15 protein-coding genes are annotated in these 26,103 nt (G+C 47.1%); 6 read left to right on the forward strand and 9 right to left on the reverse strand.

Going from position 1 to position 26,103, the window contains the following annotated elements:
- Window positions 1-221: 221 nt before the first annotated feature.
- Window positions 222-1,952, reverse strand: a complete 1,731-nt coding sequence (locus SFV55_RS01365) for an IlvD/Edd family dehydratase (RefSeq protein WP_320027650.1) — start codon at window positions 1,950-1,952, stop codon at window positions 222-224.
- A gap of 221 nt (window positions 1,953-2,173) precedes the next feature.
- Here SFV55_RS01365 and SFV55_RS01370 point away from each other — a divergent pair, with 221 nt between their 5' ends.
- Window positions 2,174-3,151, forward strand: a complete 978-nt coding sequence (locus tag SFV55_RS01370; RefSeq protein WP_320027651.1) for an SPFH domain-containing protein — start codon at window positions 2,174-2,176, stop codon at window positions 3,149-3,151.
- Between the two features lie 76 nt (window positions 3,152-3,227).
- Here the strand turns inward: SFV55_RS01370 and SFV55_RS01375 are convergent, their stop codons facing one another.
- Window positions 3,228-5,924: a hypothetical protein gene (locus tag SFV55_RS01375; protein WP_320027652.1), complete on the reverse strand. Its 2,697-nt coding sequence runs from the start codon at window positions 5,922-5,924 to the stop codon at window positions 3,228-3,230.
- Between the two features lie 198 nt (window positions 5,925-6,122).
- On the opposite strand from SFV55_RS01375, the gene SFV55_RS01380 reads away from it, so the two are divergent.
- The 3 genes from SFV55_RS01380 to SFV55_RS01390 all read left to right on the forward strand — a co-directional run bounded on the left by SFV55_RS01380 (window position 6,123) and on the right by SFV55_RS01390 (window position 9,856).
- The gene (locus tag SFV55_RS01380) at window positions 6,123-7,568 is read left to right on the forward strand and encodes a DUF5723 family protein (RefSeq protein ID WP_320027653.1); all 1,446 of its coding nucleotides are present in this window, start codon (window positions 6,123-6,125) and stop codon (window positions 7,566-7,568) included.
- Window positions 7,569-7,658: 90 nt separating this feature from the next.
- A complete protein-coding gene (locus SFV55_RS01385) occupies window positions 7,659-9,161 on the forward strand; it encodes a sensor histidine kinase (RefSeq protein WP_320027654.1) in 1,503 nt (500 codons plus the stop codon).
- A gap of 5 nt (window positions 9,162-9,166) precedes the next feature.
- Entirely contained in the window at window positions 9,167-9,856 is a 690-nt protein-coding gene (locus SFV55_RS01390; protein ID WP_320027655.1) for a LytTR family DNA-binding domain-containing protein, read from the forward strand.
- A 17-nt stretch (window positions 9,857-9,873) separates the two neighbouring features.
- On the opposite strand, the gene SFV55_RS01395 is transcribed toward SFV55_RS01390, so the two are convergent.
- From SFV55_RS01395 to SFV55_RS01420, 6 genes are all read right to left on the reverse strand, one after another.
- Window positions 9,874-11,364: a hypothetical protein gene (locus tag SFV55_RS01395; RefSeq protein ID WP_320027656.1), complete on the reverse strand. Its 1,491-nt coding sequence runs from the start codon at window positions 11,362-11,364 to the stop codon at window positions 9,874-9,876.
- A gap of 826 nt (window positions 11,365-12,190) precedes the next feature.
- A complete protein-coding gene (gene glgP, locus SFV55_RS01400; RefSeq protein WP_320027657.1) occupies window positions 12,191-14,752 on the reverse strand; it encodes an alpha-glucan family phosphorylase in 2,562 nt (853 codons plus the stop codon).
- A gap of 136 nt (window positions 14,753-14,888) precedes the next feature.
- Complete coding sequence (locus tag SFV55_RS01405) at window positions 14,889-16,025, reverse strand: hypothetical protein (protein WP_320027658.1); 1,137 nt, start codon at window positions 16,023-16,025, stop codon at window positions 14,889-14,891.
- Window positions 16,010-18,322: a hypothetical protein gene (locus SFV55_RS01410; RefSeq protein WP_320027659.1), complete on the reverse strand. Its 2,313-nt coding sequence runs from the start codon at window positions 18,320-18,322 to the stop codon at window positions 16,010-16,012. Before SFV55_RS01410 ends, SFV55_RS01405 begins: the two co-directional genes overlap by 16 nt.
- Entirely contained in the window at window positions 18,319-20,181 is a 1,863-nt protein-coding gene (locus SFV55_RS01415; protein WP_320027660.1) for an ATP-binding protein, read from the reverse strand. The genes SFV55_RS01410 and SFV55_RS01415 overlap by 4 nt, the downstream gene beginning before the upstream one ends.
- Complete coding sequence (locus SFV55_RS01420; protein WP_320027661.1) at window positions 20,178-21,893, reverse strand: CHAT domain-containing protein; 1,716 nt, start codon at window positions 21,891-21,893, stop codon at window positions 20,178-20,180. The genes SFV55_RS01415 and SFV55_RS01420 overlap by 4 nt, the downstream gene beginning before the upstream one ends.
- A 346-nt stretch (window positions 21,894-22,239) precedes the next feature.
- Here SFV55_RS01420 and SFV55_RS01425 point away from each other — a divergent pair, with 346 nt between their 5' ends.
- Window positions 22,240-22,470, forward strand: coding sequence for a hypothetical protein (locus tag SFV55_RS01425; protein WP_320027662.1), 231 nt, complete (start codon window positions 22,240-22,242; stop codon window positions 22,468-22,470).
- A gap of 184 nt (window positions 22,471-22,654) precedes the next feature.
- Here the strand turns inward: SFV55_RS01425 and SFV55_RS01430 are convergent, their stop codons facing one another.
- Window positions 22,655-23,974, reverse strand: a complete 1,320-nt coding sequence (locus SFV55_RS01430; RefSeq protein WP_320027663.1) for an IS4 family transposase — start codon at window positions 23,972-23,974, stop codon at window positions 22,655-22,657.
- Between the two features lie 418 nt (window positions 23,975-24,392).
- Between SFV55_RS01430 and SFV55_RS01435 the strand changes: the two genes are divergently transcribed.
- Window positions 24,393-26,036, forward strand: a complete 1,644-nt coding sequence (locus tag SFV55_RS01435) for an SPOR domain-containing protein (protein ID WP_320027664.1) — start codon at window positions 24,393-24,395, stop codon at window positions 26,034-26,036.
- The last annotated feature ends 67 nt before the right edge of the window (window positions 26,037-26,103 follow it).

The following is a 26,103-nucleotide window of genomic DNA, read 5'->3' on the forward strand; positions in this document are numbered from 1 at the left end:
AATTGAGTGAAGAGTTAAGAATACATGATTTTTGAGTTTAGAAATGAGCTACCGCAGCGACTTAGACCAAGGTTGTACCCGAGTCGCTGCGGTAGCCCACTTTTAAACTCCACCTTCACTTCTAAATTCTAAAGTCATGTATTCTTAACTCTTCACTCAAAAAAACTTATGCCCAAATTATTGGATATTCTCAATTCCCTGATAATCAAACACCCTCAAGTTTAATGCGAGTCTCTCGTCACAGAATCGCCTGATCCACCTTTGAGGAAATCCAGATCTGCTCCCAGGTGAGATTGAGTGACGTGTTGCTGGTACAAATACACGTAACCACGGGCAGCAAAATCCGGTGATTTCCAGGCTGCTCGGCGTTTGGCCAGTTCTTCATCACTCACTTCCAGGTGCAGGCGGCGAGCCTCAACATCCAATTCAATGAAGTCGCCATTTTGTACCAGTGCCAGATTTCCTCCGGCGGCCGATTCAGGCGAAACGTGTAGGACTACTGTGCCAAAACCAGTTCCACTCATCCGGCCATCGGAGATGCGCACCATGTCTTTTACCCCTTTTTCCAATAATTTGACCGGTAAAGCCATGTTGCCTACCTCCGGCATCCCAGGATATCCTTTGGGGCCAACGGATTTGAGCACCATGACGCAGCTTTCATCAATGTCCAGCGCTGGATCATCGATGCGGGCGTGGTAGTCTTCGATGTTTTCAAAAACCACTGCCCGGCCCCGGTGCTTGAGCAATTCGGGCGTAGCAGCCGAGGTTTTGATGACGGCGCCATTTTCGGCCAAATTCCCTTTGACGACCACTATCCCCGAAAGAGGGTTGATGGGTTCCTCCAGATCTCCAATTATAGCCTTGTTGTAGTTGTCAAATTCCCGGGCGTTATCAGTGATGGCGCGACCATTTACGGTAATGGCCGGATGCAATAGGTCTCCCATTTCCCGCATTAGGGCAGGCAAGCCACCAGCGTAATAGAAATCTTCCATGAAGTATTGGCCAGAAGGTTGCAGGTTGGCCAAAAGTGGAACTCCACGAGAATGGACGTCAAAATCATCCAGGGTAAGGTCAACCCCAATCCGCCCGGCCATGGCCAGCAAGTGGATCACAGCGTTGGTAGAACCCCCAATAGCGGCATTCACCTTGATGGCATTTTCAAATGCTTCGCGGGTGAGGATATCGGAAAGGCGCAGGTTTTCCTTCACCATTTCCACAATGCGCATACCGGAGTAGTGGGCCAATACTTTACGGCGGGAATCTGAAGCGGGAATAGCGGCGTTGCCGGGTAAGGACAATCCAAGGGCTTCCACCATACAGGCCATGGTAGAAGCAGTGCCCATAACGGCACAGTGTCCACGGCTACGCCCCATGCAGGCTTCGGCTTCGCGGAATTCCTCCGCACTCATTTGCCCCGTTTTGTAGGCTTCGTTGAAGCGCCAAACATCCGAGGTGCCAATGTCGCCGCCCTTGTATTTTCCGGTAAGCATAGGGCCACCAGATACCACCAAGGTTGGAATGTTGACGCTACAGGCTCCCATCACTAGCGAAGGTGTGGTTTTATCGCAACCACACAGCAGCACTACGGCATCCATCGGATTGGCCCGAATCGATTCCTCTACGTCCATACTGGCCAGGTTGCGATACAACATGGCGGTGGGTTTGATGAGGGTTTCACCGAGGGACATTACGGGGAATTCCACAGGAAAACCACCCGCCTCATAAATGCCATGTTTAACCGACTCGGCCAATTCGCGGAAATGCGCATTACAAGGAGTGAATTCCGACCAGGTATTACAAATGCCAATGACGGGTTTACCTTTAAATTCATGATCGGGAATGCCCTGGTTTTTCATCCAGGCGCGGTAGATGAATCCATCTTTTCCTTTTTTCCCAAACCAGCCCTGGCTGCGCAGAGCGGATTGATGTTCTTCTGTGTTTTGTTTGTTCATGCTTTTCTTGCGCTAATGTTTGGCAATAAAGATAGCGGGCAAAGATGATCGGACGAAAAAATAGCCAAGAAAATTAGGAAAAACTTGAATCCCATCGATAATAATTGACTATCAGTGTCACAATCGGCATATTTGTAGACGAGTGTTTGAGTAAAAAACCTAAACCATGTTAATCCCACATTTTTTTCATAAATTCATGCCAACAAAAAACCTGAAGCAATATGGGTATCCTTTTTTATGCCTTAATCCTTTTCGCTTTGTTCCTGTTTTTCTCCGGTATTTTTACCGTAAAACAGCAAACGGCTTACATGATCGAACGTTTTGGCAAGTTTCACAGCGTTCGGACTGCGGGCCTGCAGTTCAAAGTTCCCTTCCTCGACAAAACCGCGGGCCGCATCAATTTGAAAATCCAGCAACTGGACGTTGTTGTGGAGACCAAGACCAAAGACAACGTTTTCGTCCGCTTGAAGGTTTCGGTACAATTCAAAGTGCTGGAAGACAGTATCTACGATGCTTTCTACAAACTTCAGAACCCTACCGAACAAATCACTGCCTATGTTTTTGATACCGTTCGGGCGGAAGTACCCAAAATGCGTCTGGACGATGTGTTTGAACGTAAAGACGATGTAGCTCTCGCCATTCGCCGCGAATTGGAAGAAGCCATGAATGATTACGGATATGGCATCGTGAAGGCTCTGGTAACGGATATTGATCCTGACCAAGCTGTCAAAAACGCCATGAACCACATCAACGCTGCCGAACGCCAAAAGCTGGCGGCAGAATACGAAGCCGAATCTGAACGTATCCGCATTGTAGCGCGTGCCAAAGCAGAAGCTGAATCCAAACGTCTGCAAGGTCAAGGTATCGCCGATCAGCGCCGGGAGATTGCCCGGGGTTTGGAGGAATCAGTGGATTTGCTCAACAAGGTGGGCATCAATTCTCAAGAGGCTTCCGCCTTGATTCTGGTTACCCAGCATTACGATACCCTCCAGCAAATTGGTCAACACAGCAATAGCAACCTGATTTTGTTGCCCAATGCGCCCACCGCAGCTGCTGACATGTTGACCCAAATGATCACTTCCTTTGTGAGCACCCAGGAATTGGCGGAAAAGATGAAGATCAAAAATCCGCCGCAGCAAAAGGTCAAAACATTGGATATACCTAAAGAAGAAATTTACCTGGAAAAAGAACAGGGATAAAATTCAATTTTATTTTAACCCATTCCAAAACAGAAGCCCCTGCTCAATATTCTGAGCAGGGGCTTCTGTTTTTCTTTTAATCCTTATTCTTATAAAACCGTTTCCGCTGATCATTTGGGTTATCCATTGGCGTTTTGATTTTTTCTGACCATTGATAATTCTTTTCGTAAGCCTCCATCGCCTTTTTGGTGTCAAACACCCGCTGATCAGGCACTTCCAATTCATAAGGGGTGAAATCAGGCTCTGAAGTGAAAAAATCCTGCAGTAAGCTGGCGGTCACGTCGTACTGATTCACGTAAGGCACCTGCAAAATGTTGTAAATTGTTTTGAGGATAGAACCAAAGTTGGCATGAGTATTTGAAAGGTAATTGCGCTTGACGTAAGGCCCTGCCATCATCAGAACAGATCGGTGGGCATCGAGGTGATCGACACCACCCTGTGGGTCATCCTCGGTAACGATGACCAACATGTTTTTCCAATACGGGGTTTTGGACAAAAACTGCAGGATTCGGCCCAGTGCCAAGTCGTTATCAGCCATATATGAATGGTCAAAAGGGAATCCAGCCTCAGGTCTTACTCCGGCACTGTGATCATTGGGGAGCTGTAGGGCAATCAACCCAGGCATGGTTTCTTTGCCTTGGAGCCAACGGTCGGTAAACTCCCGCTCGAATTGATCTACCCGCAACTGATCTGGAATGTCCATATCAAAGCCAGCGTAGAAGCGGGAAGTTTTGTCGTATACGGCCTTTTGAAGCGGGAAAATGATGGGTTGTTTTGCTCCAAAAGCAAGGTGGTCCCATTCTTCCCAAACGGCGGCGTACTCATTGCCTTCGCCGAAACTGAAAAAAGGCACCTTGTTGCGTTCGAGCGCTTCCCACAGCCCCCCAATTTCATTGTAATCTTCGGGGTCGATGGCACCAGTCGCCTTTGGAAAGCGGCGGCCTGGGGCGCTTGAAAAAATCTTTTGAGTACCTGCGGCACTAGAATTGGCCTCTACCCACTCGTTGGGAATTACCCCCATCATCCAGTGGTGGCCGTGGATGGAGGCGTCGGAGTCGCAGTAAAAATTGTCGGACATGGCCCACTGCCGGGCAATTTTATGGTGGTTCGGCATGATGTTGGCCCCATGAATGGTATCTTTTGGGGTTCGAACGCTAACATTTAGGCCATATTTAACCAAACTTGGGTCTCCCTTTGCACCAGGAAAGGCGCCAAATATTTCATCAAAAGTCCGGTTTTCTTTGGTGATGTACACAATGTGCTTGATCGGGCTTTGGCCAGCCTGAGGCGTGGCAGGAAGTGGACTGTTGTCAACTGGGATAGCAACTTTGGTGTACGTATTCGCCTGAACCTGGGCAGTGTACTTTTTTAAGGTAGCGGGATCAGGAACGGCCACGTGCTGGAAAGTTGCTTGCTGGATATCACCGATGTAGGTACCCCGTGCAGGTTTGATGAAGTTTTTGCCCCCATTTTGGCCTGCTCCCAAGCCGCGAATCGAGGTGATGTACAAGTCTTTTTCATCAGGGGACAACAATACCCGCGACGGCCCCCAACCACTGGGAATCAAACCAATGGTCTTTTTGCTTTTGAGGTCAATGACTGCTATGGCGTTGAAACCCAATAAGGCCACATACAAGCGGGTTTCGGCCTGGTTTACGCACAAGCCAAAAGGCATTAGGCCGCGGTATTGATCCAGTTTTTTGTCCACTTTGATCGGGAACTCAGTCAGGACTTTTAAGGATTTTAAATCAATCACACTGATCAGATCATTGGTTGCATTGCTGACATAGGCAAAATTTTTACCCATGGCGACCGAGTTGGGGCTTGATCCACCCACCACTTCAGCATCTTCCAGAAAATGACCAATTTGACGCCCTGTCTTAAAAATGCTGGAGATGCGGTTGCTATTCAGATCAATGGCAAAAACACTCATCGCTTCAGGAGCGAGTGGGCTGCCCAATCCAGGAATGATACGGCCATCCTCAAGGGTGTCGCCCACTACCGAAGCAAGGGTGTAAGTACCATATGGTGGGAAATCCAGCATCATGGTATCCCGGTTTTTGGGGGTGACTCCTGGAACAGCGGGATAAGCATAAAGCCCCACGTTGGCTACCAAGGCCATTTCTCCGTCCCGACTGAGCGCCAAACCAAAGGGTTGACGGCCCACCGGGATAGATGCCACAATCTTATTGGTGTTGAGGTCGATGCGCACCAGGCGGAAGTTCCCCCGATCCAAGACCAATAGTTCAGGTTTTTTGGGGTGAAGGGTTAGGTCAGAGGTGAAACTATCTTCGTATTGGACGCCATTGAAGCTGCCATTCAGGTCAATGCTACCTATTTTTTTCCGCTGAACCACATCAAAAATAACTACTCTGCCTTTGTCTCCTTCACTGAGGTAGGCCAGGTTTCCATCGTGTGAAAAAACTGCCCCAAGAAAAGAGCCCCCGTCCAGCGCTCCGGTTATGGTCCGATCATAGGATGGAATTCGCAGTGCATCATGGAGGTTTTGGGTGTTGATCAAAGTAATTACTCCACTGTGTAAAGTCAGTACTTGTTTGCCATTTGGCGAAACCGCCATGCCAAAGGGATCGTGGGTAATGCGCAATACTTCTCCCACTGGCGTGACCCGGCGACCCGAAGGAAGTGTGGCCTGGGCCCGTAGGGTATCAATCTGGCAATATTCATTTTTGCCAGGAACCTGGAGGGTGAACGATTTTTGAGCAAAGGTGGAAAACACGTTGCCGAGTAGAACGAGGAGGAGCAATTTGCGCATACATTTTATTTTGGTGCAAATTTCTTGAAAATCAGGTAAACGGAGGTTTAAGTTTCAGTGAACTAATTGAATCAAAATAAAAATCTCGTATTGGTGAAGTTTAATTATTTTCATCTTTTATACGGCTTCATGCGGGTTTTGAAACGATAAAAAACCCATTCAGCGTTCAACTCAAAAGGAATCATACACATGAAAAACATGCAAATATTGCTGTTGCCCCTCTGTATCCTGGCAGCAATATCAAGTTCGGGCCAGGAAGCCATTGGCTTGCGCCTGCAACAATTCAGTGGCATCAACAGCACTTTGCTCAATCCAGCACTTGGTGGCCTGTACCACAAAAAATGGGACTTGAATCTGGTCGAAACGGTCAATTCCGTGAGCAACAACTACGCCTTTTTGGAAAACTCCAAAGCTGGTGAATTCAATCGATACCGCAGCATCCAGAACATTTACAGCCGCCCGGATATTCCCGCTGATCGAACTCCCGGACCCAATAGCTTGGTTTTGGACTATTATACCCGCAATGGCCCTTATTATGGTGATGTAACGGTAAACGTATTGGGGCCATCGTTTTTGATTCGGCTGGGACAGCATGGCATTGGGCTCACCACCCGGGGCCGTATGGAAATGGAAAGCATTTTTCCCACCGATCTGGGGTATTACACCTACATCAACAATCGGGGCAAGGTCAATATGACGCCCTCTCACCTCAATGGGATGGCCTGGCGCGAATGGGGGCTGCATTACGATTACAGCATTGGTTCCGCGGATGACCGTCGACTCGTCCTGGGGTTTAACCTGCGGTATCTGCAAGGTTACGAAGGACTAAGCATCTACAATGAGCAATTCAGTTACCAGCAAATCCGTACAGATAGTTTTGAAGTGAGCCCGGGTGCAGCTACCTTGGCCTTCACCAACAGCAACCTGGGGGTAAATGAGAATACACCCTATGCTGCCAAAATTCAAGGTACGGGTTGGGGCCTGGACTTGGGTTTGCTGTATGAATACGTGGGGGAAAGGTGGAACTGCAATGCTGGGATAGCACTCAATGACCTTGGGGGCATCCGTTTTCGCAATAGTGCCCAGTTGTACCAGTTTCGCAACACTACTACCCTCATTTTTGATACGGACCCTTATACCAGTTGGACCGGCCCTGCCGACTTGCCCAACAAGGCTGCTCAATTGAGTGGATTGCTCAGCGGTGATCCAAACGCAGCCTTGATTGATTCCTCCTTTATGGTTGGATTGCCGACGAACCTGGTTTTGCAGGCTGGTTTTTACAAATCGGAAGGGCTGCGCTTTTTTGCCGTGTATCAGCAACCCTTGGCTTTTCGCGACAACCAATTGCACAAAGCCAGCACCCTCTCGGTGGTGAGCGGCTGGGAAAACAATTGGGTAGGGGCGTATCTGCCAATCAGTTTGTACCGCTGGCAAAGGTTGCGCTTGGGCGCCGCAGTTCGCCTGGCTTTTTTAACCATTGGCACGGACAACCTCATTCCCTGGATGAGTCGGGGCAATCTCTCCGAAGCGGGGTTTTATGCTGCGCTGAAAATCAGCCCCTGGCCGAAAAACTGGTTCAATGGAGATAAGGCGAAGGGCGGGAAACAAAAAAGTGGACGCGGGATGGATTGTTATGATTTTTAAACTGCAAAGTGATTTTATCCCAAAAAGTGCTTGATTCAGCCCATTTCTCGGATGCAATGGGCTGAATCTCTATTTTTACAAAAAAAAGAAATGGGGACTGCGACCATACGCAATTGGGGGTACGGGTTTTTACTGAGCATTATTCTGGCAGCAGGGATGATGGTCAGTAGCTATGTCGATTATGATGAAGCCCAAAGGCAATGTTATGATTGTTTTGGAGGAGATTACGACTTTATCAAAAATGATGTATTGCCTACGGTCTTTTTTTGGTTGGGCGGGATTTTGGCCAGTTTGATTTTTCATCGCTGGGTTACTCCGGCTATCATTGGGCGAAGATTTGGAGTTGGGGCTACTTTGGCTAGCTTTTTTGGGTTGTTGCTGGTAGTGGCCGCTGCTACTGCTTATGGTTATCTCAATATCGATTTGTATCGGGATGACTACCAGGAAGGTCCGCGGGCTTTTGCTTATTTTGGACCATTAAATGGGGTGCGTGATAGTGTGAAATTGCTTCTAATTATCATTGGTTATGAAGTTTTTATTGAGACGTATATTTTTTTAAGTGAAAGTGCGAGAAATAATCGAAGCGTTTTATTAAAAGCCTTGTCGGAGTTTTTATTTGGTTTTTTCATCTTAGCGGTGTTGTGGTACATTGTCAAAATTGCCAAAGATGTGATTTATGGACATGAAGACTGTCGTTATTGTGGTGAATGGGTACTCATTTGGTACTGGATTATTCCCGGGCTGATTTTGCATTTGCACTGGTATTATCGCTGTATTGCTATTCTTAAAAGGGGATTTGAAGTTGAAAATAGGGGAAACCTTTTTGAGTTACTCATCGTACCAGCGGTTGTTTTGATTTATTTGGTGTTTGAAATACAACATGCTTCCCCGGAAGTATGGGTGCTGAATTATGTGGCCATACTAACGCTAGGCATCGGGTCGGCTTATTTGCGGTCTATTTTGATTGCTGAAAAGCGCAGCTTCCTCACCGAAGTTTCCCAAACTTCTGCCGAACTCGGTGCCCTCCGCGCCCAAATCAACCCTCACTTTTTATTCAACGCCCTCAATACCCTCTACGCCATTGCGATGAAGGAAAACAGTGAAAAAACTGCGGACGGCATTCAAAAACTGGGCGACATGATGCGCTTTATGTTGCAGGAAAACCACCAAAACCGCATCCCTCTGGCCAAGGAAATCGAATACCTGCACAACCTGATCGAAATTCAACAATTGCGCCTGGACGACAACCAACAGATTGACCTCAAGATCAATTTACAAAATCCCGATCGGGAGGTTTTTATCGCCCCCATGTTGCTCAATCCATTGGTGGAAAACGCTTTCAAACATGGCATCAGTTTCCGCAACCCTTCCTGGATCTACATCACCCTAACCCATGATCCCGAACATATCTTTTTCAAAGTCCACAACAGTTACCACCCTAAAAGTGAACTGGACCCCGAAAAAGACAGTCACGGTATTGGGCTGGACAATGTGCGCAAACGCCTGGACCTCTTGTACCCGGATAAACACGAATTCAGCATCCAGGTTTCCGAGCATGATTATTTTGTATCTTTAATCCTCACCATTGTGTAGCTGCCATGAAGTTAAGTGCCATTGCCATCGACGACGAACCCAAAGCCCTGGAGGTTGTACAAATGCACGCGGCCAAGGTGCCCTTTTTGGACCTGCGCGCCAGCTTTGTTGATGCTTTTGAGGCCTTGCCCTTTCTACAGCAAAACAAGGTTGACCTGCTGTTTTTGGACATCAAAATGCCGGATATTTCCGGGATAGAATTTGCCCAAATCTTGAAAAATGGCCCCTTGGTGGTGTTCACTACGGCTTATAGCGAGTATGCAGTACAGGGTTTTGATTTGGACGCAGTGGATTATTTGCTCAAACCTTTTTCCTTGGCGCGTTTCACCAAGGCTTGTAACAAAGCTTTGGAAATGAAAAATGTACGTGGGGAAGAAGCGCCAGACTTCATTTTTCTCAAAACTGGTTACGAAGAGGAAAAGGTTTACCTCAAGGACATCCTCTACATCGAAGCCGCAGGAAATTACATGACTTATGTGTTGAAGGACCGTAAGTTGATGTGTAGGCAAAATGTACCGGAGGCGCTGCTAGCCTTGCCGGAGCAGGATTTTGTGCGGGTGCACCGCTCTTTTATTGTAGGCGTAAAACACGTAGGCAAAATTGCCCGACAGCAGGTCTGGGTGAACGGGGTGGAAATTCCGGTGGGAGCTTCATATGAGGATGGGGTGGCGCGGATTAGGGAGGTTTTGAGTTAGGCTTATTTTTTACCTAATCATTTATGCCCCTTCGCTTCCCGCTGCATCCTTGCTACAATCGGTTCCCCCGTCAAATGCAGTGCTACCCAACCCCTCAGCAGAGTAGCGATTTCCAATAAACTATTGTTGCTGTCCGCCAAATACTGTTCCATCTTTTGCCAAATGGGGCGTTTTTCCCGATCCGGGGCTCGATTCAAGGTGCGCAGATAACCCAGGATGGTTTGTTCAAAATCCTCCAAAAAGCTGATTTCCTCTTTTTCCATCAAACGGTCACTAGAACGCAGGGCGTTTTCAAAATCGTCGTGTTGCAATTCATACATAGCCATTACCCGCAATAACCCGGCAATTACGCGGGTGTCCTGACGGTCTTTCACTTGGTACTGGCGAACGATCAATTCACAGGATTCCAGGCATTTCTGGTAGTTGCCAGCAATGAATTGCAGGATGGCCAGGTTGATGTAGAAGTGGAATTGGCCAGAGATATTGATGTCAAAACGTTGAATACCAAGCCGGATTTTTTCCTCCATTTTTTCCAGCCCTTCAATGTTGCCCATGTTGGTGCGGAGCAAAAGGTCATTGCCCACACTTTTGCGAAACCACCAGGCTTCCTCATGCACCGATTGGGGCTTGTATTGCTCCAGTTGTTGTTGAAGGGCCGCAGCTTCAATGTAGTCCTTTTGCTGAATGGCTAAGGTGAGGTGATTGGCTAAATCATTGATGTAGGAAAAAGGTTCTTCCTCTTGCAGTACTGGAAAGGCTTTCCAAAGTGCCAATCCCTTTTTTCCTTCTGCATAGGCCTGACTGATTTCGCCCAGGTAATAAAACAAAACGGCTCGAATTTGAAAATAGGTCAATTGAGCCCGGATGGCTTGAGGTGTGCTGTTGACATCCAACAAGCTGGCAAATTGCTTGCGCAGGCGCTCCATATCAGCGCGGTTTTCACTGCGCATGACCCGATTGGTTTCTACTATAACCTTGTCGCTATTGCTTAGTGCCCAAATTTCTTCCTGCACCTGTGCTTCTAAAAAGCCTTGGGCTTCAGTAAGGCCGAGCAGGTTCGATTCTTTGTCCTGGGTAAAGGTACGGCGTAACAATTTGCGGTATTCCCGATTGACTTCCAGCAGGGAGAGTGTGTCACAACTATCTTCGGCCATCTGCCTGGCTTCGTCCAGGCAAGATTCGGCTTGGTCTGGCAGGCCTACATCCAGCAAATAACGAGCGTCGATGATTTTGTCCTTGATTTGGCTGTACAAAAAACGCTTGCTGCGGTAAGCGCGCATGCTGCGCAAGATTGCCTCATACAGGTAGGCACAAGTATCGGCCAGGCGTTTGTCAAATACCTTTCGCAATTTGGCTTCGTCCAGTTCCTCCATTTTATTGAGCAACTCGAACAAGTCTACATAGTCAGCCTGGACTTTTTCTCCACTGAGCTTTTTGGAATTGACTTTAAAATAGCGCTTTTCCGCGGGCGACATTGCCTGGATTAAGCTGAACAAATCGTCTTTCATAACCTGTGTGGACGTTTTTTGGAGAGAAAATCATTTTTTTTAAATTTTTTTCTCTCCTTTTGAAACTCGAAACGAAAAACTAAAGCTTTTACCTGAAAAAATAAAAGATACAAGAAAAATAAAGTCGAAAGATATTTAAAATGAACGATTTGTGAATTTTTTACTCAAGATTGTTTTGTCGACTTGCACATCAAATTGGCGCTGTTTTATGCGCCAGAATTCCGATTTTAGGGCACTTGGTGGTTTTCCTGGGCAGGGCTTTCGGAATACCTTTGAATCGTGATCAGAAAACAAGGTACACGAACATACTATGAGGAATTCATAATCACTACACCCCAGGCTTTTTTTATCAGTTGATCCCAAAACAACGCATATCAAAACACCTAAAAACCCGTTTGACGGCCCACGAGCAATCGTGGGCCAACCCCAGGAAACCAGTTAATTTTTGACCTTAAAAAACACCTAACACCTATACATCTATTACACCTATTTATCCCAACTCCGGTTGACGTACTTTACCCCTGGTTCGCGGGGATGAAGGTCCCCGCGAAAAAAGAAAACCCCTAGTTAGTGATTTTAACCTGTATGGACGAACGTATTATGAAAAGCAAATGGCGAACGGGGACTCCGTTCGCCATTTCTTCATTCCACACGAATGAATTCGTGGGTTGGTTTGTATCTTGTGGCTCCCACGGCTAAAGCCATGGGTTGCGGGCGCACACCCACACGTTCACACTTTCACACCCACACCCTATCTTGTGGCTCCCACGGCTAAAGCCATGGGTTGCCTACACATACACACCTCCACGGCTAAAGCCATGCGCACTTACAACCATTTAATCAGACCTAAATCCTGGCGGTGTGGCAGGTTTTCGTGTTTTGGATACAAGCGGAAACCGTATTCGTATACACCCGACATATGTGGGTTGATCTCAGAGCTGAAGGTCGCAATGTCGCCTTTGCCATCGGTCAATTCCAGCGGGAAGGTGCTGCGTAGTTCCAGTTCGGTTTCGCTCTTGCGCTTGAAGAATAGGATTTCTACACCCAGGTTCTCCGCTTTGACCCCGTTGCAATAAACCTTTACCCCAACGTTGAAGCTTTCGCCGAGGGTCAAAGAGTAATTGTCCGTGTCAAAAATATCGCGATCAACCAAATGGATACCCGCCCAGCGTTGTAATACCAATTTTTTCCAGTCTGCCATCACTTTGGCCTCCTTGAACTGGTCTTTTTTGAATTGGCCACCACGCTTGTTCAGCTTATTGTAGAAACGGGAAAAATAATCATCCATCATGCGCTTCATCGTGAACAGTGGTGCCACCTTCGAAATGATGTTGCGAATGTATTGAACCCATTCTTCAGAAATGCCATCCGCATTTTGCTTGTAATAGGTTGGGATGATGTCTTCCTCAAACGTATTGTACAAGGTTTCAGCATCCAGTTCATCCTGCAAAACGGGGTCATCGTAGGTGTTTTCCAGGGGCAGTGCCCAGCCTGAATCGGCGCGGTATCCTTCGGCCCACCAGCCATCCAAGACGCTGAAGTTCATGACCCCGTTCATGGCCGCTTTCATCCCGGAGGTACCGGAGGCTTCCAATGGGCGCGTTGGGGTATTGAGCCAAATGTCGACACCTTGAACCAACAAACGCGCCATTTCCATATTGTACCCTTCCAGAAAGAGGATTTTTCCGGCAAATTCAGGGCGTTTGGAAATGTTGACGATGTCTTTGATCAATTTTTGGCCAGGCTGGTCTGCAGGGTGGGCCTTACCCGCAAAAATGAACATCACCGGGCGTTGTTTGTCTCCTACCATTTGGGCCAGGCGCTCCAGGTTTTGGAACAACAAATGGGCGCGTTTGTAGGTAGCAAAACGGCGGGCAAAACCAATCACCAGTGCATTTTCAGGGATGTTGTTCAACACCTCAAAGATGCTACCTGGCTTTTCCCCACGGCGGGTCAATTCGGATTTGAGTTTGTCTTTTACATAATGCAAAAGGCGGGTTTTTAGGTTTTTGCGAATCTCCATGATCCGCGCTGCCGGAATTTTTTGAATTCCTTCCCACAACTTCAAATTGGACTGATCCTTGAGGAATTTATCACCGCAATATTCCACATACAATTTGTGCCATTCATTGGCAACCCAGGTTGGATAATGTACCCCGTTGGTTACAAAGCTTACATGCAATTCCTGGTGGTTGTAGCCAGGGAACATGGGCTTGAACATTTGTTGCGAAACCAGCCCATGCAATTCACTTACCCCGTTTACTTCCTGGCACAGGTGAATGGCCAGGTGGCTCATGGAGAAAGGTTCATCATTGTTGTGCGCGTCGATGCGCCCCAGGGCCATAAAATCGTGCCAGTTCAAGCTCAATTGATGGCAATACTCGGACATGTACTTGCGCAACAGGTCTTCGGTAAAATAGTCGTGTCCGGCAGGAACTGGGGTGTGAGTGGTAAACAAAGAAGAGGAGCGAACGACTTCCGTTGCCTGTTGGTAACTGAGGTGGTGGTTGCGAATCAGCCCCCGCGTGCGCTCCAAAGTCATAAAGGCAGCGTGGCCTTCATTACAGTGGTAAATGTCCGCATCAAAACCGAGTGCTTCCAGCGCGCGGGTTCCCCCGATTCCCAGCAGGATCTCCTGCTTAAGGCGATGTTCTTTGTCGCCGCCATACAAGTGGTGGGTAATGCTGCGGTCTTCCCAGTTGTTTTCGTTGAGGTCTGTGTCCAACAAATACAGTGGAATCCGGCCAACGGGCAGTTCCCATACTTTAGCAAATACCTGGCGGCCAGGCAAGTCAACAACAATTTTCAGCCATTCCCCATTTTTGTCCCGCACCGGATGCATTGGCATTTTGGTGTACTCCTGGGGTGCGTAGTTGTTGACCTGATCGCCGTACAACGAAATACTTTGCTCAAAATAGCCGTAGCGGTACAACAAACCAACGCCCGCCATATTGACGTTTTCGTCACTGGCTTCTTTTAAAAAATCACCTGCCAAGACCCCCAAACCACCTGAATAAAGGCGTGCCGAGATGTGCAAACCAAACTCCATGCTGAAATACGCGATCTTGGGCGATCCAGCTTTGGGCTCTTCCGCCAGGTACTTTTTGAAGGAAGTGTGGGCTTTGGCCATCAGGCTCATAAAAGCCTTATCTTTCAACAACTCCTGGGCTCTGTCCATCGAGAGTTGATCCAGTATTGCGATCGGATTGTAATTGAGAACTTCCCATTGCTCCGGGCTGATTTGTTTGAACAGCTCGGTAGCATCATTACTCCAGCACCAACAGAGGTTGTTGGCCATTTCCTGTAGGGGTTCGAGTTCTTCTGGCAAGCGTGATTCAATAAAAATTCGCTTTAGTTTGACTCCGCCGTCATTCAAATGCTCAACCATAAAATTTCAATTTTGTGAACGATAACACGCCCGAAAGGTAAGGCTAAAATCCTGAATATTGACATGCCATACCCCATTCCCGGAACACGCAAACGTTTGCAGTGGATAAAAGGATAGAAAAAATGTGGTCTTGCGATTATTTGACTTTGGCCCGGAACAAAAAGACACCAAAGCCCAGACGAAGGTTAAAATTGCTGAGGGTAAAATCATTGTCTACATACCGATGCTCATCAATGCTGAGGCGTTCGGCTGTAGTACTGCGCAAATTTCGCAACATTTGGGAATATTGTGCATCCAGCAGCAAGAAAAAACGATGGAGGTGTAATTTGACGCCTGCCCCGACCAGAACAGAGACATTGCTGGACTGGCGATAATCCCCAATTCGCGTGCCAGGGTTAACAGTGGAAGTGTCATTTGGCGGAAAACTCAACTTGAGTGAACTCAGTTTTGCGGTTTGCCGGAGCAGGTGATCGTAACTGGCCCCAATTTTTAGATAGGGGATCAGGTGTCGTTCGACAATGCTTTCACGCGGCACCAAATTGAAAGACAAAAACAGGGGTGCCCGCAGCCAAAAATGTTTTTCAGCAATGAAGAGTCTGGCCAGATCGAGTTCCTTGTCAAAATTGGGCACATTGTCCATCTCCTGGACATAGCGGAAGGTATAATGAGAAACATCGAGGCCAAAATGCAGGTCAAAATTGGAGCGTCGATTCAGGGCAAGTCCAAGTTCCATTCCTGCATTGAAGCCCCAACTGACATCAAAATCGTCATCTACTCCCTTCAGGCTAAACTTACGACTGGTCAGCGTGCCACCAGGATAAACCTCTGCACTTTGAAAATTAGCTCTAGTGAGTAAGTTGGGGCCAAAAAAACCGGATATTTCCAAACAAGGATAGGTGACCACTTGCTCCCGCAGATAACGCATTTCGGGAATGTCTTTGTTGACCTTAAAAAAAGGGTCGAGACGCAAAAGCTCCAGCAAGGTGTGTTGGGAGAGGCGTAGGCTGTCCATAAAAATAAAGGACTCCGCGGCCATATTGAGCGCATTGCGACGGGTTACCCTGCTTTCATCGTGGTTGTAGAGGCAGTTACCCAGGGTTTGGATGACCTGGCTGAGTTTACCCTTTTCGTACAACTGGCTGGCTTGAATGAGGCGTTCCTGGCAACTGTCAACTTGCGCCAAGGCTCCACAGTGCACCAGCAGAAAGCAACAACCAAGCACCACTTTGCGCCAAAAAGCCCCCACTTGCAGATTGTTTAATTTCCGCCACATACCCGTTGTTGTTTAATTTCTGTACCAAAAAAGCGGCGCCAATCCTTGTCTTCCATTTGATCGTACCGTGGGCTGAGGTAGTTGATGCGCAATTGATTGCACAAATGCTCGGCATAAACGCGGGGTTCGAGGTTCCAGAAGGCAATTTCTCCGTTTTTGGTGCCCACCAAAAGGAACCGTTCATCGGGGGTAAAACAAACCGAAGTAGCCCAACCTTCGTGATCTTCCAACAGCAAGGGTTGGTAAGTAGGATCTATTTCTGCAATTTTTAAATCCCAGATGGTTACCCGACCGTCCAGGCTGGCAGTAGCCAGATAACGCCCATTAGGGCTAAAGGTGATGTCGACGATAGGGGATTGATTTTGTTTGAATAAGGAGACGAGCGCTTCCGGCATCGCCAAGGTATTCACGTTCATTTTCCCTAGCACAATTTGCCCATTCTGAAATCCCATGGCCAACAAACCTTCTCCCCCTGCTTGCTGCGCCGCAATAGAAGTGAGGTTGCCATATTTGCTTTGGGCATTGATTTGCCGGGTGCCAAATTCCTGGCGGTACAAACGCCCATTGATCAAACCCTCAATGTTGAATTTGGTCAATTCTTCATACAGCACCTGTACTGTAAGTGCAATAAGCCCCTGATTGGTGTTTAAAAAAGTACTGGCTCGGGAACTGGCTTTAGGAACATCCGCAATGGCGGTATTTTCATCCTTCAGGTAATAAAAATGACTGCGGCCAATTCCGACCAAAGCCCCATTGTTGTTGAGAAAACCTACCGAAAAGATTTCTTCGGTGCTTTTCCCTTTGGGCCAGTCAAAACGTTTAACCATTTTATTTTTCAGGTTGTAAACTTGCAGAAAACCTAGCTCACCACCTACGAGCAAACGATCTTCACTGGGGCTCAAGGCCAGTGAATTGTGCACTGCGTCCCCTTCCAAAGGCAGGCGCGTTTGCCGGTGAGCGGGCACGCCCAGGGCGTTCCATTCATTGATGTCCCATTGTACCACCTGGCCATCGCTGCCTGTAGTAAAAAAACGTTTGCCATCATCCTGAAAAACAATGTCGCGTACCGAGCCTTGATGGGCTTTGTTGCGAAAACGAAGGTTGTTGTCTACATCTTTCACTGCATAATACAGTGCATTGTAAATGTAGGGATGCCGGGTGAGCCCCAGTTCTGGTGATTCACTGACGATATTGTAGGCTTGCCGGGCGACGAGCGCCTGCAAACGGGGATCATCGAGCTCTTGACTTTTCAGGGCAGCATTGAGCGCAACTACGGCATTGCTGAAAACTATGGCCCGTTGGCGGGCATCTTGGGCATTTTTTTCAGCTTTTTCGGCTTCTATGCGCAGTTCTTCTGCGCGTTCGGCGGAGCGTTTGGCAGCGGTTTCGGCTCTGAGTGCTGCTTGACTGGCGCTAATGGCACTATTTTTTTCGCTCTCGGCTCGTTTCCTTTCAGCTTCAGCTTTTTTGGCATTTTCGTTGGCACGGGCGGCTTCGGCATTGGCGCGGGCGGCATTTGCAGTAGCAACTTTTGCTAAAGAATCTGCTCTGGCTGCCTCTCTAACCGCGTCTTCGCGCTCAATTACAACATCTGCCGCGTATCTATTAGCTTCGTCATTTGCTTTCTTCAAACTATCATTTTTCAATTCAATCAAATCTTTGCTTTTCTCCAAATCCTTAGCATAACGTTGGGTTTCGCAAGTTTGAAGTGTAGCCCAAAAGGCCATCAAAGAGAGCACAGAAACAAACAAAGTCAACAAAAATCCACGCCGTCTTTTTTTTCGCTGAATGGTATCCCGGGATTCATCTACAAATCCATACTCTTCTTGCGTCAAATCCAACAAATCCAGGGAAGAAGTGATGTAGTTTAAATAATGCTCATCCAGCAACTCCTTGCGTGCCATGCGGTCGCGAATATTGGAACGCATGGTGCGCAACACCCGATTTTCGGCTTCTACTTTTTGAAAAGCGCGTTGAGCCAGGAGGTTGTTGCTGAGTTCGAATTTTCCACCAGGTGTTTTGTGCAGCAGGTTGGCCTGGAGCATTTGTTCCAGGATGCGCTGGACCATCATTGGGCCGAGGGCTTTTTTATGGTGCAATTCCTCGGCAATGGTGCTTTGGCTGAGCTGGACCCGATTCCCACCTTGTACAAACATGGACAAAACCTTATTGCCCATGCCCCGGTATTTTTCGCCCAGGATGGATTCGATTTCGCGCACTTGCTGGTCGAGCAGGTCTTCCACAATGTTGTTGCCAGTCCCGATTTGGTCGAGGCTGTCCAGTGTGATTTTTTTCAAGCTATCAGCAATTTATGCATGTACAATTGTAAAAAAGTCAAATTGATTTTGCCGTCACCTTCGGTCACGTTTTGCAAGAGGCGGTCCATTACCTGTTCATTGTCCAGGTCAATTTTGGCAAAATGCAAGTTGCGGCGGATTACCTCGGCGGCACTAAACCGATCCAAGGGTTTAACGCGCATTTGTTCCTCAAGAATACCTGGGATAAAAGATTCAAGGTCTTGCAAATTGGCAAAAAATTCGTCCCGAATCACCAAAACCAGGTCACAATTTTGTGTGCCATCGATCAGGTAGGCGAGGTGGCGGTAAAAAAACTCCAATTGGACTGTTTCCGTCACCCAGATGAATACTTCTTCCAACTGATCGAGCACCAGTATTTTGCGCTCTTCGGTGTTGATGCTTGCTGCGTCCGCACCAAAAAACAATTCCAGAAGCCGTGGGGCTTCTTTTTTGTTAGGTGGGCCTAGAAAAAGCTCAGAAAAGAGCGTGGAATCAAACATCTCCCGACTCAGGGCGAGATAGGCAGTACGAAACAACTGCTGCACCCTAGGGATTAAACCTGCACGCAACAGGGAGGTTTTTCCAACTCCAATGGGGCCAAAAACCAGCGTAGAGCGCACAGCAGTATCGTTGATGACCTTATCAAACAATTCCCGAATTTCCTTGTCCCGCCCAAAAAACAATTCGGCCATTTCAGGGCCATAGGGGGCAAAATTCAGGAATGGATTGGCTGGCAATTGTTGTGCGGGTACTTGTAGGGGCATGGGGATACCCGCCGTTTTGGTTTGGGACAATTTTAAGGCGATGCTATCGTGGATCAGTTCGTATTGGTCACTGTCCAGGGGCCGTAAAATGCGGTGATTGACAAAAAACTGGAGGTAGTTGAAGTGTTTGATGCGGCCCAGTTCAGGCATGGCGCGTTCTACATCCTGTCGTTTGATCGGAATTTTGGTGCCTTTGTCGGATACGAATAGCTTTAGCCATTTGAGTCCCAGTTCTTTGGTATCTACCTCCTGAGCAAAGACATCCAGTTGCTCGTCCAAAAAATCGCGCAGCACATCTTCAATCCGGCCTACATCGTTGACCAATTCATTGTCAAAAATAATCTCGGTACCGCCCCGTAAGGCTGCCACCCGGTACAACTTGTCGAGAAAAACTTGTAAATAAGTGAGTTGTACCCGGCCCATTCCTTCGGTGACCTTGTCGATGATGGTATCGGCAACCTGCTCATTGCTGAGGGTTACGTGGATCTTGTCATTTTGTAAGGTATTGACGATTACCCGGCGCGCATTGTTCCGGCTCATGGGTTCTACCCGCAGGCGTTTGTCAAAAATTTGGGGTACTATTTTTTCAAAACTCGACAAATGCCCCAGGTATTCCTCCCTGATGACGATGATGATCTTGCAGGGAAGTTCAGCGGCCAGGAGTTTTTTGATGGTTTTGACAAAAAGGGCCTCTTCCTGTGGGGAGCCGAGGATGAACAGTTCTTCGAATTGGTCAAAAATCAGGTAAATGGGCCGCAAATAGTCGAGGTACAAGGAGTGAATCATTTGATCGGGAGCAAAGCCATCCTCAAATGATTTTTCCAGGTCGTGTTTTTTTAACTCCTCAGCAAAAGAGTCGTTCAGGTTGTTTTTGCGGCGGATGGTAATGTCGAACAAATCACTGGATTCAAATTTTCCCGCCAGACCGCATTGTACCAAACTGGTTTTACCTGTACCCGATACACCGTACACCAGCATTAAGTTGGTTTGGAAACTCATTTGGTACAGCGATTCCACCTCTTCTTCACGTCCGAAGAAGATTTCGGTATCTGCTTTACCGTAAGCATCCAAAAACTTGAAAGGTGTACGGGTCATACCTTAAATTTATTGATGAAGCCATCAAAAAGCTCGCTCACCAGGGGATAGTTGTCCCTGGTAATGTTGAGGCTGTCTTTTAAATTATCGATCAGGGTAAAGTTGATTTGTTTGTTCTCATAGCTTGTAAAAAAGAACAATTTAGAGTTTTGCTGGCCGGATAGGGCGTTTTCGTCCAAAATAAATGGAGACAAATTCAACGAAGGAGAAACCGTTTCTTCGTCGCGCATTAAAATCACCGAGTTGTTGTCGGTGTATTCCGCGGTTTCGAGTACATCGTCCAGTACCCCAATAGCAGCAGTCAGTTGATTGAGTACGACCAGGTTGTGCCGAAACCGTGGGGTTTCATGCCGGGGTTTGATCAGCTCAATCGTTTTAATGGTAGCCAGGGTGTATTTGGCGGCAAAACCAATGTGTTTAAAAATTTCACAGAGCTTGTCTTCTCCCTGCACACAAAAACTCTCAATCTCATCGGCGGCTACGGCCCCCATGAGTTCACGCTTCATTTCTTCCAGGAAAAGCACGGCGGTTTTTAACTCCGGTTCCTCCTGATACTGTTTGCGCAAGGTGTTGAATTCCTCTACAAACAAGGGGGTTTTGCTTTCCGCCAGCGTGTCCCCCAAGGCCTCAATGAGGTTGACAAAGTTATACGCTGGGCTATCTGCGGCAGGTAGCGACAAAAACGTTTTTAGCGTCGATTGGGTAATGGGCAGAATTGGATAATCAGGGTTGTTGAACTTTTCGTCCCACACCTGAGCCAGCAAAACATAAGCCAAAAACTGGGCCGACACCTGATAAAGGTTGACAATTTTTTGGAGTCGATCCGTGCCGATTTCCTCCACAATCAACAACTTGCGCAAATGCATGCCAATTGGGGTGGGGAAGGAGTCGATTACAGCAACCCGCAAGTCGCGCATTTTGGGCTCGCGATTTTTGGATTTGGCCTCGTCCAAAATCAACTGAATGCTGCGGCTATGAGGAGCAATGGCATTGGCAATGGCCATCACCAGCTTTTGGTTGATCACCACCCCACTTTGGTATTTCAATCCTGCACCCCGCACAATGAAAGAACCTGCACTTTGCCGGGGAATCTTCCAGTTCAGCACGGCTTCTCTACCTTCGGTGATGTAGAGCCCCCAGGGAAGTGGGTCAGTTTCTTCTTTGCGCACCCGCAGACCACGATTGATGCCTGCCGCCTGACCAGTAGTCATCAAATGATTGGCTGCCGCAAGTTTATAAGCTTCTTCCAGGGTATGGTCTTCTGCCAATGCCCGGTAAAATACGTCCGAAAAGGTCCGGGCGGCTTGATCCGCAATGGGGATAGAGGTGGCAATGATGGCTGGAATTCCCAGCTCCTGCAAAAGCCCTACCTGAGCTCGTGTGGAACAACCATTGAGAAAAACCACCTTTAATTCTTTTTGCAAGGCCAACAACTGGGCAATTCCATCGGAATTGGCTGTTTGATCCTGCAAAAGGATTTCTTTACTTCCTGCGTGCCCCCCGTAGTGGAAGATATTGATGCGGTCTTTGAGGTCGGTTACAAAGCGGCTGATGTCGGCAGTGGTAGCGCTGGGCTCAATGACCAATTGCAGGTACTGTTGATTGGCAAGGGGAAGCAAATGCCCGTTAATGACCTTGCGTTCCTCGTCGAGGAGGGGCAGGTGATCATCTTTGTCATTGGCAAAAGCCAAAAAAATTACGGGTTGCTTCATAATTAGGCACTAGTCGGGGCTGCCTTTGTGGCTGCCCTTTTTAGAGGCTACCCTAATGGCGGCCCTTTTAAACAATTCAGAAAGTGAAATTAATTTTTTTTCCGTTTCCAAATTAGTTTTAGGAAAGATATGTCTGATTTTAGAACCAGTTTATCCTCCATAACGCTTTTTTCATCAGATATTGCTTGCATGTTGATGAGAAAAAGTAGTAATTTTCCGGCATTAAAAGTCCTCCTGTCTTGTATTGATCGCAACTTTTTGTCCGTTTACCTTGTCTGACCTTGCGGTTGCCCGGAAATCAACCTTCACAAACAACTACGCTTGTTAAACCTAAAACTATTATACAATGAAAAAACTGTTTTTCCTGTTCGCCTTTTTGGGTGCTGTTTTGTTCAGTAACGCGATTCATGCTCAAGCTTACAATTCTGCAATTGGTTTGCGTTTGGGTTATCCCACATCTGTTTCTTACAAAAAGTTCCTAACCGAATCCAATGCCATTGAGATTTTTGCTGGGTACCGTGGCTATTCGTTCTACAACTGGTTTAGTGTAGGCGCAGCCTCATCGCCATTAAGTTAAGCGAGTGATAGGGCTCAAGTAAAGATAAAAAGCTATCGGGTAAATTTTTTCACAAAAAAAAGATGGCGGTAGCTTTTTATCTATACTAAGATCCAAAAAAGGTTGTAGCCTAGATTTTCACTAAGACAAAGGAGTACGACAAGCTAAATTGCGGATTTAGTTGATAATTCAAGGCAAAAAGCCTTTATAGAGCGGGGCGGTAATTTTTTTCATAGCTATGGCGATCAGTTCTGATTTTACGCCTTTTGGCACGGGCTTTGGGCTTGGGGGGGCGATCGGGTTCCATGGATTGAAACATTTGGCGATAAAAATCTTTGAGCCAGTGCTTGAGTTGAGTAAAGGGTCGGAGAGTAAATTTGACTAAAAAACGTTTAAGGAGCCCCAGGGTGATATTGCGATTGGGTTTGTAGTTGTGCAATCGTCTGTGGTTAATAGTTTTGATCTTAGTTTGTTTAGAGGCAAATAAAGCAGATTGGATGTTGTACAAAATGAAGTGGGCATAAATGTCCTGCCAACAATTATTGACGGTATAAGCGGAGAAGTTGGCGAGTTGAAAAAAGGACTTAAGGACAAAGAAGCAAGATTCGATGCCCCACCTTTTGCGATAAAGCTCAGCAAAATGAGCCTGTTTGAAGCGCTTTTGATCGAGTAGAGTGGTGAGTAGCACTTCGATTTGTCCATCGGGCAAAAAGACGCGAATCAGGCGATAAGTAATGTGGGTTTGTGCAAGATGTTCCAAGCCTAATTCCTGCAAAGATTTGCGAGCCGTTTTGGTAAGTTTCTCCGTAATGATTTGCTCTCTAAGGCCAGAATTGACAAAACGCTTGGTGCTAGCATTGAAGCCTAAAGGGAGTCTAATGATGCACTTAGAGCCAAAATGAGTATGCAAAAAGGGGATAATGTGTGAGGCGAAACCTCGATCATAGACCATGAGCACATCTGATGGAAGTTGAGCAATGGAGCGCATGGCTACCACTACTTCCGAAACTTGATTGGTATGAAACGTTACCGTCGTAATGAGCTGATTGAGCAGATCATAACAAGCCAAAAGTCGAGTGGAAACTACGGCAGCATGCTGATTAAAAGCCCTCCCAAATTCAACGCCTAAGCACTCTTGTTCTGGTAAGCGCAAACCCGTCCCATCACTGGCCCACAAACGGAGCCCTTTCCAGCGCTTGACCTTAAAGCATTGGTAAAAAAGGCTCACACTCAACTCGAACATATCTTTAAAGAACCTGGGCAAGAGTTTTTGCCGCGCTTGCACCAAAGCACTTTTAGTCGGTGAAGTTTCCTTGCAATCCAGCCAACTAAAAAATTGGTCAAGTTCCACACAAAGTGTACTTTTGAGTAAGCTAATGCTCAGCCATACCACCCGATCCAGGTGCAGAATTCTTGTACGGGTGAAATCCTTTCCTGGTCTGGCAAAATAGTGTTGGCTTTGCGTTTTAGCATAGCTAGGAAAATGTCTCAAGCCATTAAGATAAGTGGGAAGGGGGGAACGCATGATTAACGGAATTTTTCACAAGTTCCTCTTTTCCCCGTTTTTTACAAAGCTTGCTTGATGCTTAACTTAATGGCGATGGTGGCAGCCCTACGTGGCTGCCTTCTAAAGGCACCCATCACCGTTCCAGTACAAATCCACCAAGTTCATCGCCTTGCGCCGACAACTCAAAGCCGACCACAACCAAAATAAAAACTACCAATTATCGGCGAAGATTCAGGCTTTAAAGGAACTGAAATGAACAAGCCTATTCCAGTTCAACAGCCCATCCAGATCCCTCAAGAATGTTTATAAAAACAAAATCATTCTATCCCATCCATAAGTCCCCGTTTTTCATCCACTGCTTCCCAGGGCAAATTTCCGCTTATTAGTTTTGAGTAGAAACAAACACATTACCCATCTAACTCAAAATTAATAGGTCATGAAAAAAAGCTGGTTTTTTATCCTCGTCTTAGCCCTAATTGCTCAATGGAGCTCAGGACAAGAGTCTGTACAATTAACCATGTTCCCGGGTGTCCTGAGTCCCAAACAAGAATCCACAGCTGCTGCTGAACCGCGTTCAGCAGCACAATGGGAACCACTGCTCGATTGGCACGGCCAAATTTTTGGCTCTTGGTTATTAAGTACTGCTGCCAATAGCTTTGAGTTGAACCAAAAAAACACAGAACCAGGCTATGAGGGGGACCCTCTGGGAGTTCTTGGTATCATCTTACGCAAGCCCAAACCCAATACAAATATCACGGTTGTGATTGATCCCACCGCTTACACAAATCGAGCTGAGCATTCGGTAGTAATCAAGGAGAAGCTGGAGGAGGTTAAGATTTACCCAAAAGTGAGTTGGAACTACGAAAAACTAAGGGCACTAATGATGGCTACCCCCATCGATTTTACCTTTCGCATTAGCATCAACGGGAAAGTATCAGTAAAAACGGTGACAGCCAATATCCATAGCTTAGATACTTGTCCAATGCAGTTTATAGATGATTCGGGTGAAACGTTTGATTTGAGTATACTCAGTGCCGCGTTTGTCAACGAGGGCCACCCAGAAATAGCTGCTATCCGTGAGGAGATAAAATCGCTGAACTTATCGCAAAAATTCGTTGGCCTGCAGCATGGTCCCGAAGTGGCATTGGCCGAGGTGTATTCGTTATGGAGCTGGATGAGACATCGGAAATACACCTATTCTAACCAAACAAATACTGGACAAAACTCTCATGCCGGAGGAAAGGTTTTTAGTCAACGTATTCGGATTTTTGAAGATACTAAGGCACAAACTCAGGTAAACTGCATCGATGGAACCACCTTCTTGGCCTCTCTCGTCCAGTCGGTTGATATCCCCTCGTCCCTGGTTCTGACCAAAAACCACGCCTTTTTAGGGTTCAAACTCGAACCTGGTGATTCTGCTAGCTTATTCTTTTTGGAAACGACATTGGTGGGCGATAAAGCTCAGTCACTTTCTAAGGAAATGCTAGCTGATCCAGCAATCCAGCATTATAGGAAGGCCTTAAATAAGTACTTCTATCCTGGGCGCAAAGATTTCAATCCTGAGATTGATCACTTTCTTTTTGCACTTGTATCCGGTGCTACTACTTATGCTGCCAATTCTTCCGAAATACGGCTTATCGACATAAACGAGGCCCGCCAGTACATTCGACCCATTTATCGCTCTGCTAAGGCAGTTCAGCCAACACCTGAACCCCGAAAACCAGCTACCTTGCCTTTCTCCTTGCCTCACCAACAAAGGAGTGACGTGAGCTTTGATCAATACACCTTTTATTCCTCTACCCCTCCACTAGCAAAAAGGTATTTTGCTGTGCACATCAGTTTTTTTTCACGCCCAGAGGACTTCACTTCCAAATTTCAATCCCTGAATCAATATGGAAAAATAGCGGTGGAGTACGCCGATAAAAAACTACCTGCTTACCGGGTGCTGATTACCGGCATAAAGACACAAGAGGAAGCCCGCGCCTTGGCCTCAAGCCTTCGCAAAAAGGGATTCAAATATGCTGCGGTTGAGTTATATGAATACGGAAATCGGAAGGAAATCCTTCCACTTACACAGTAATTAACCGACTTGAAGGCTTGTCTACACAGTACTCCGCCACAATACCTCCCGATTCATCCACAATGGC

It is taken from the genome of Haliscomenobacter sp. (genome assembly GCF_033763495.1).
Taxonomy (GTDB): Bacteria; Bacteroidota; Bacteroidia; order Chitinophagales; family Saprospiraceae; genus Haliscomenobacter.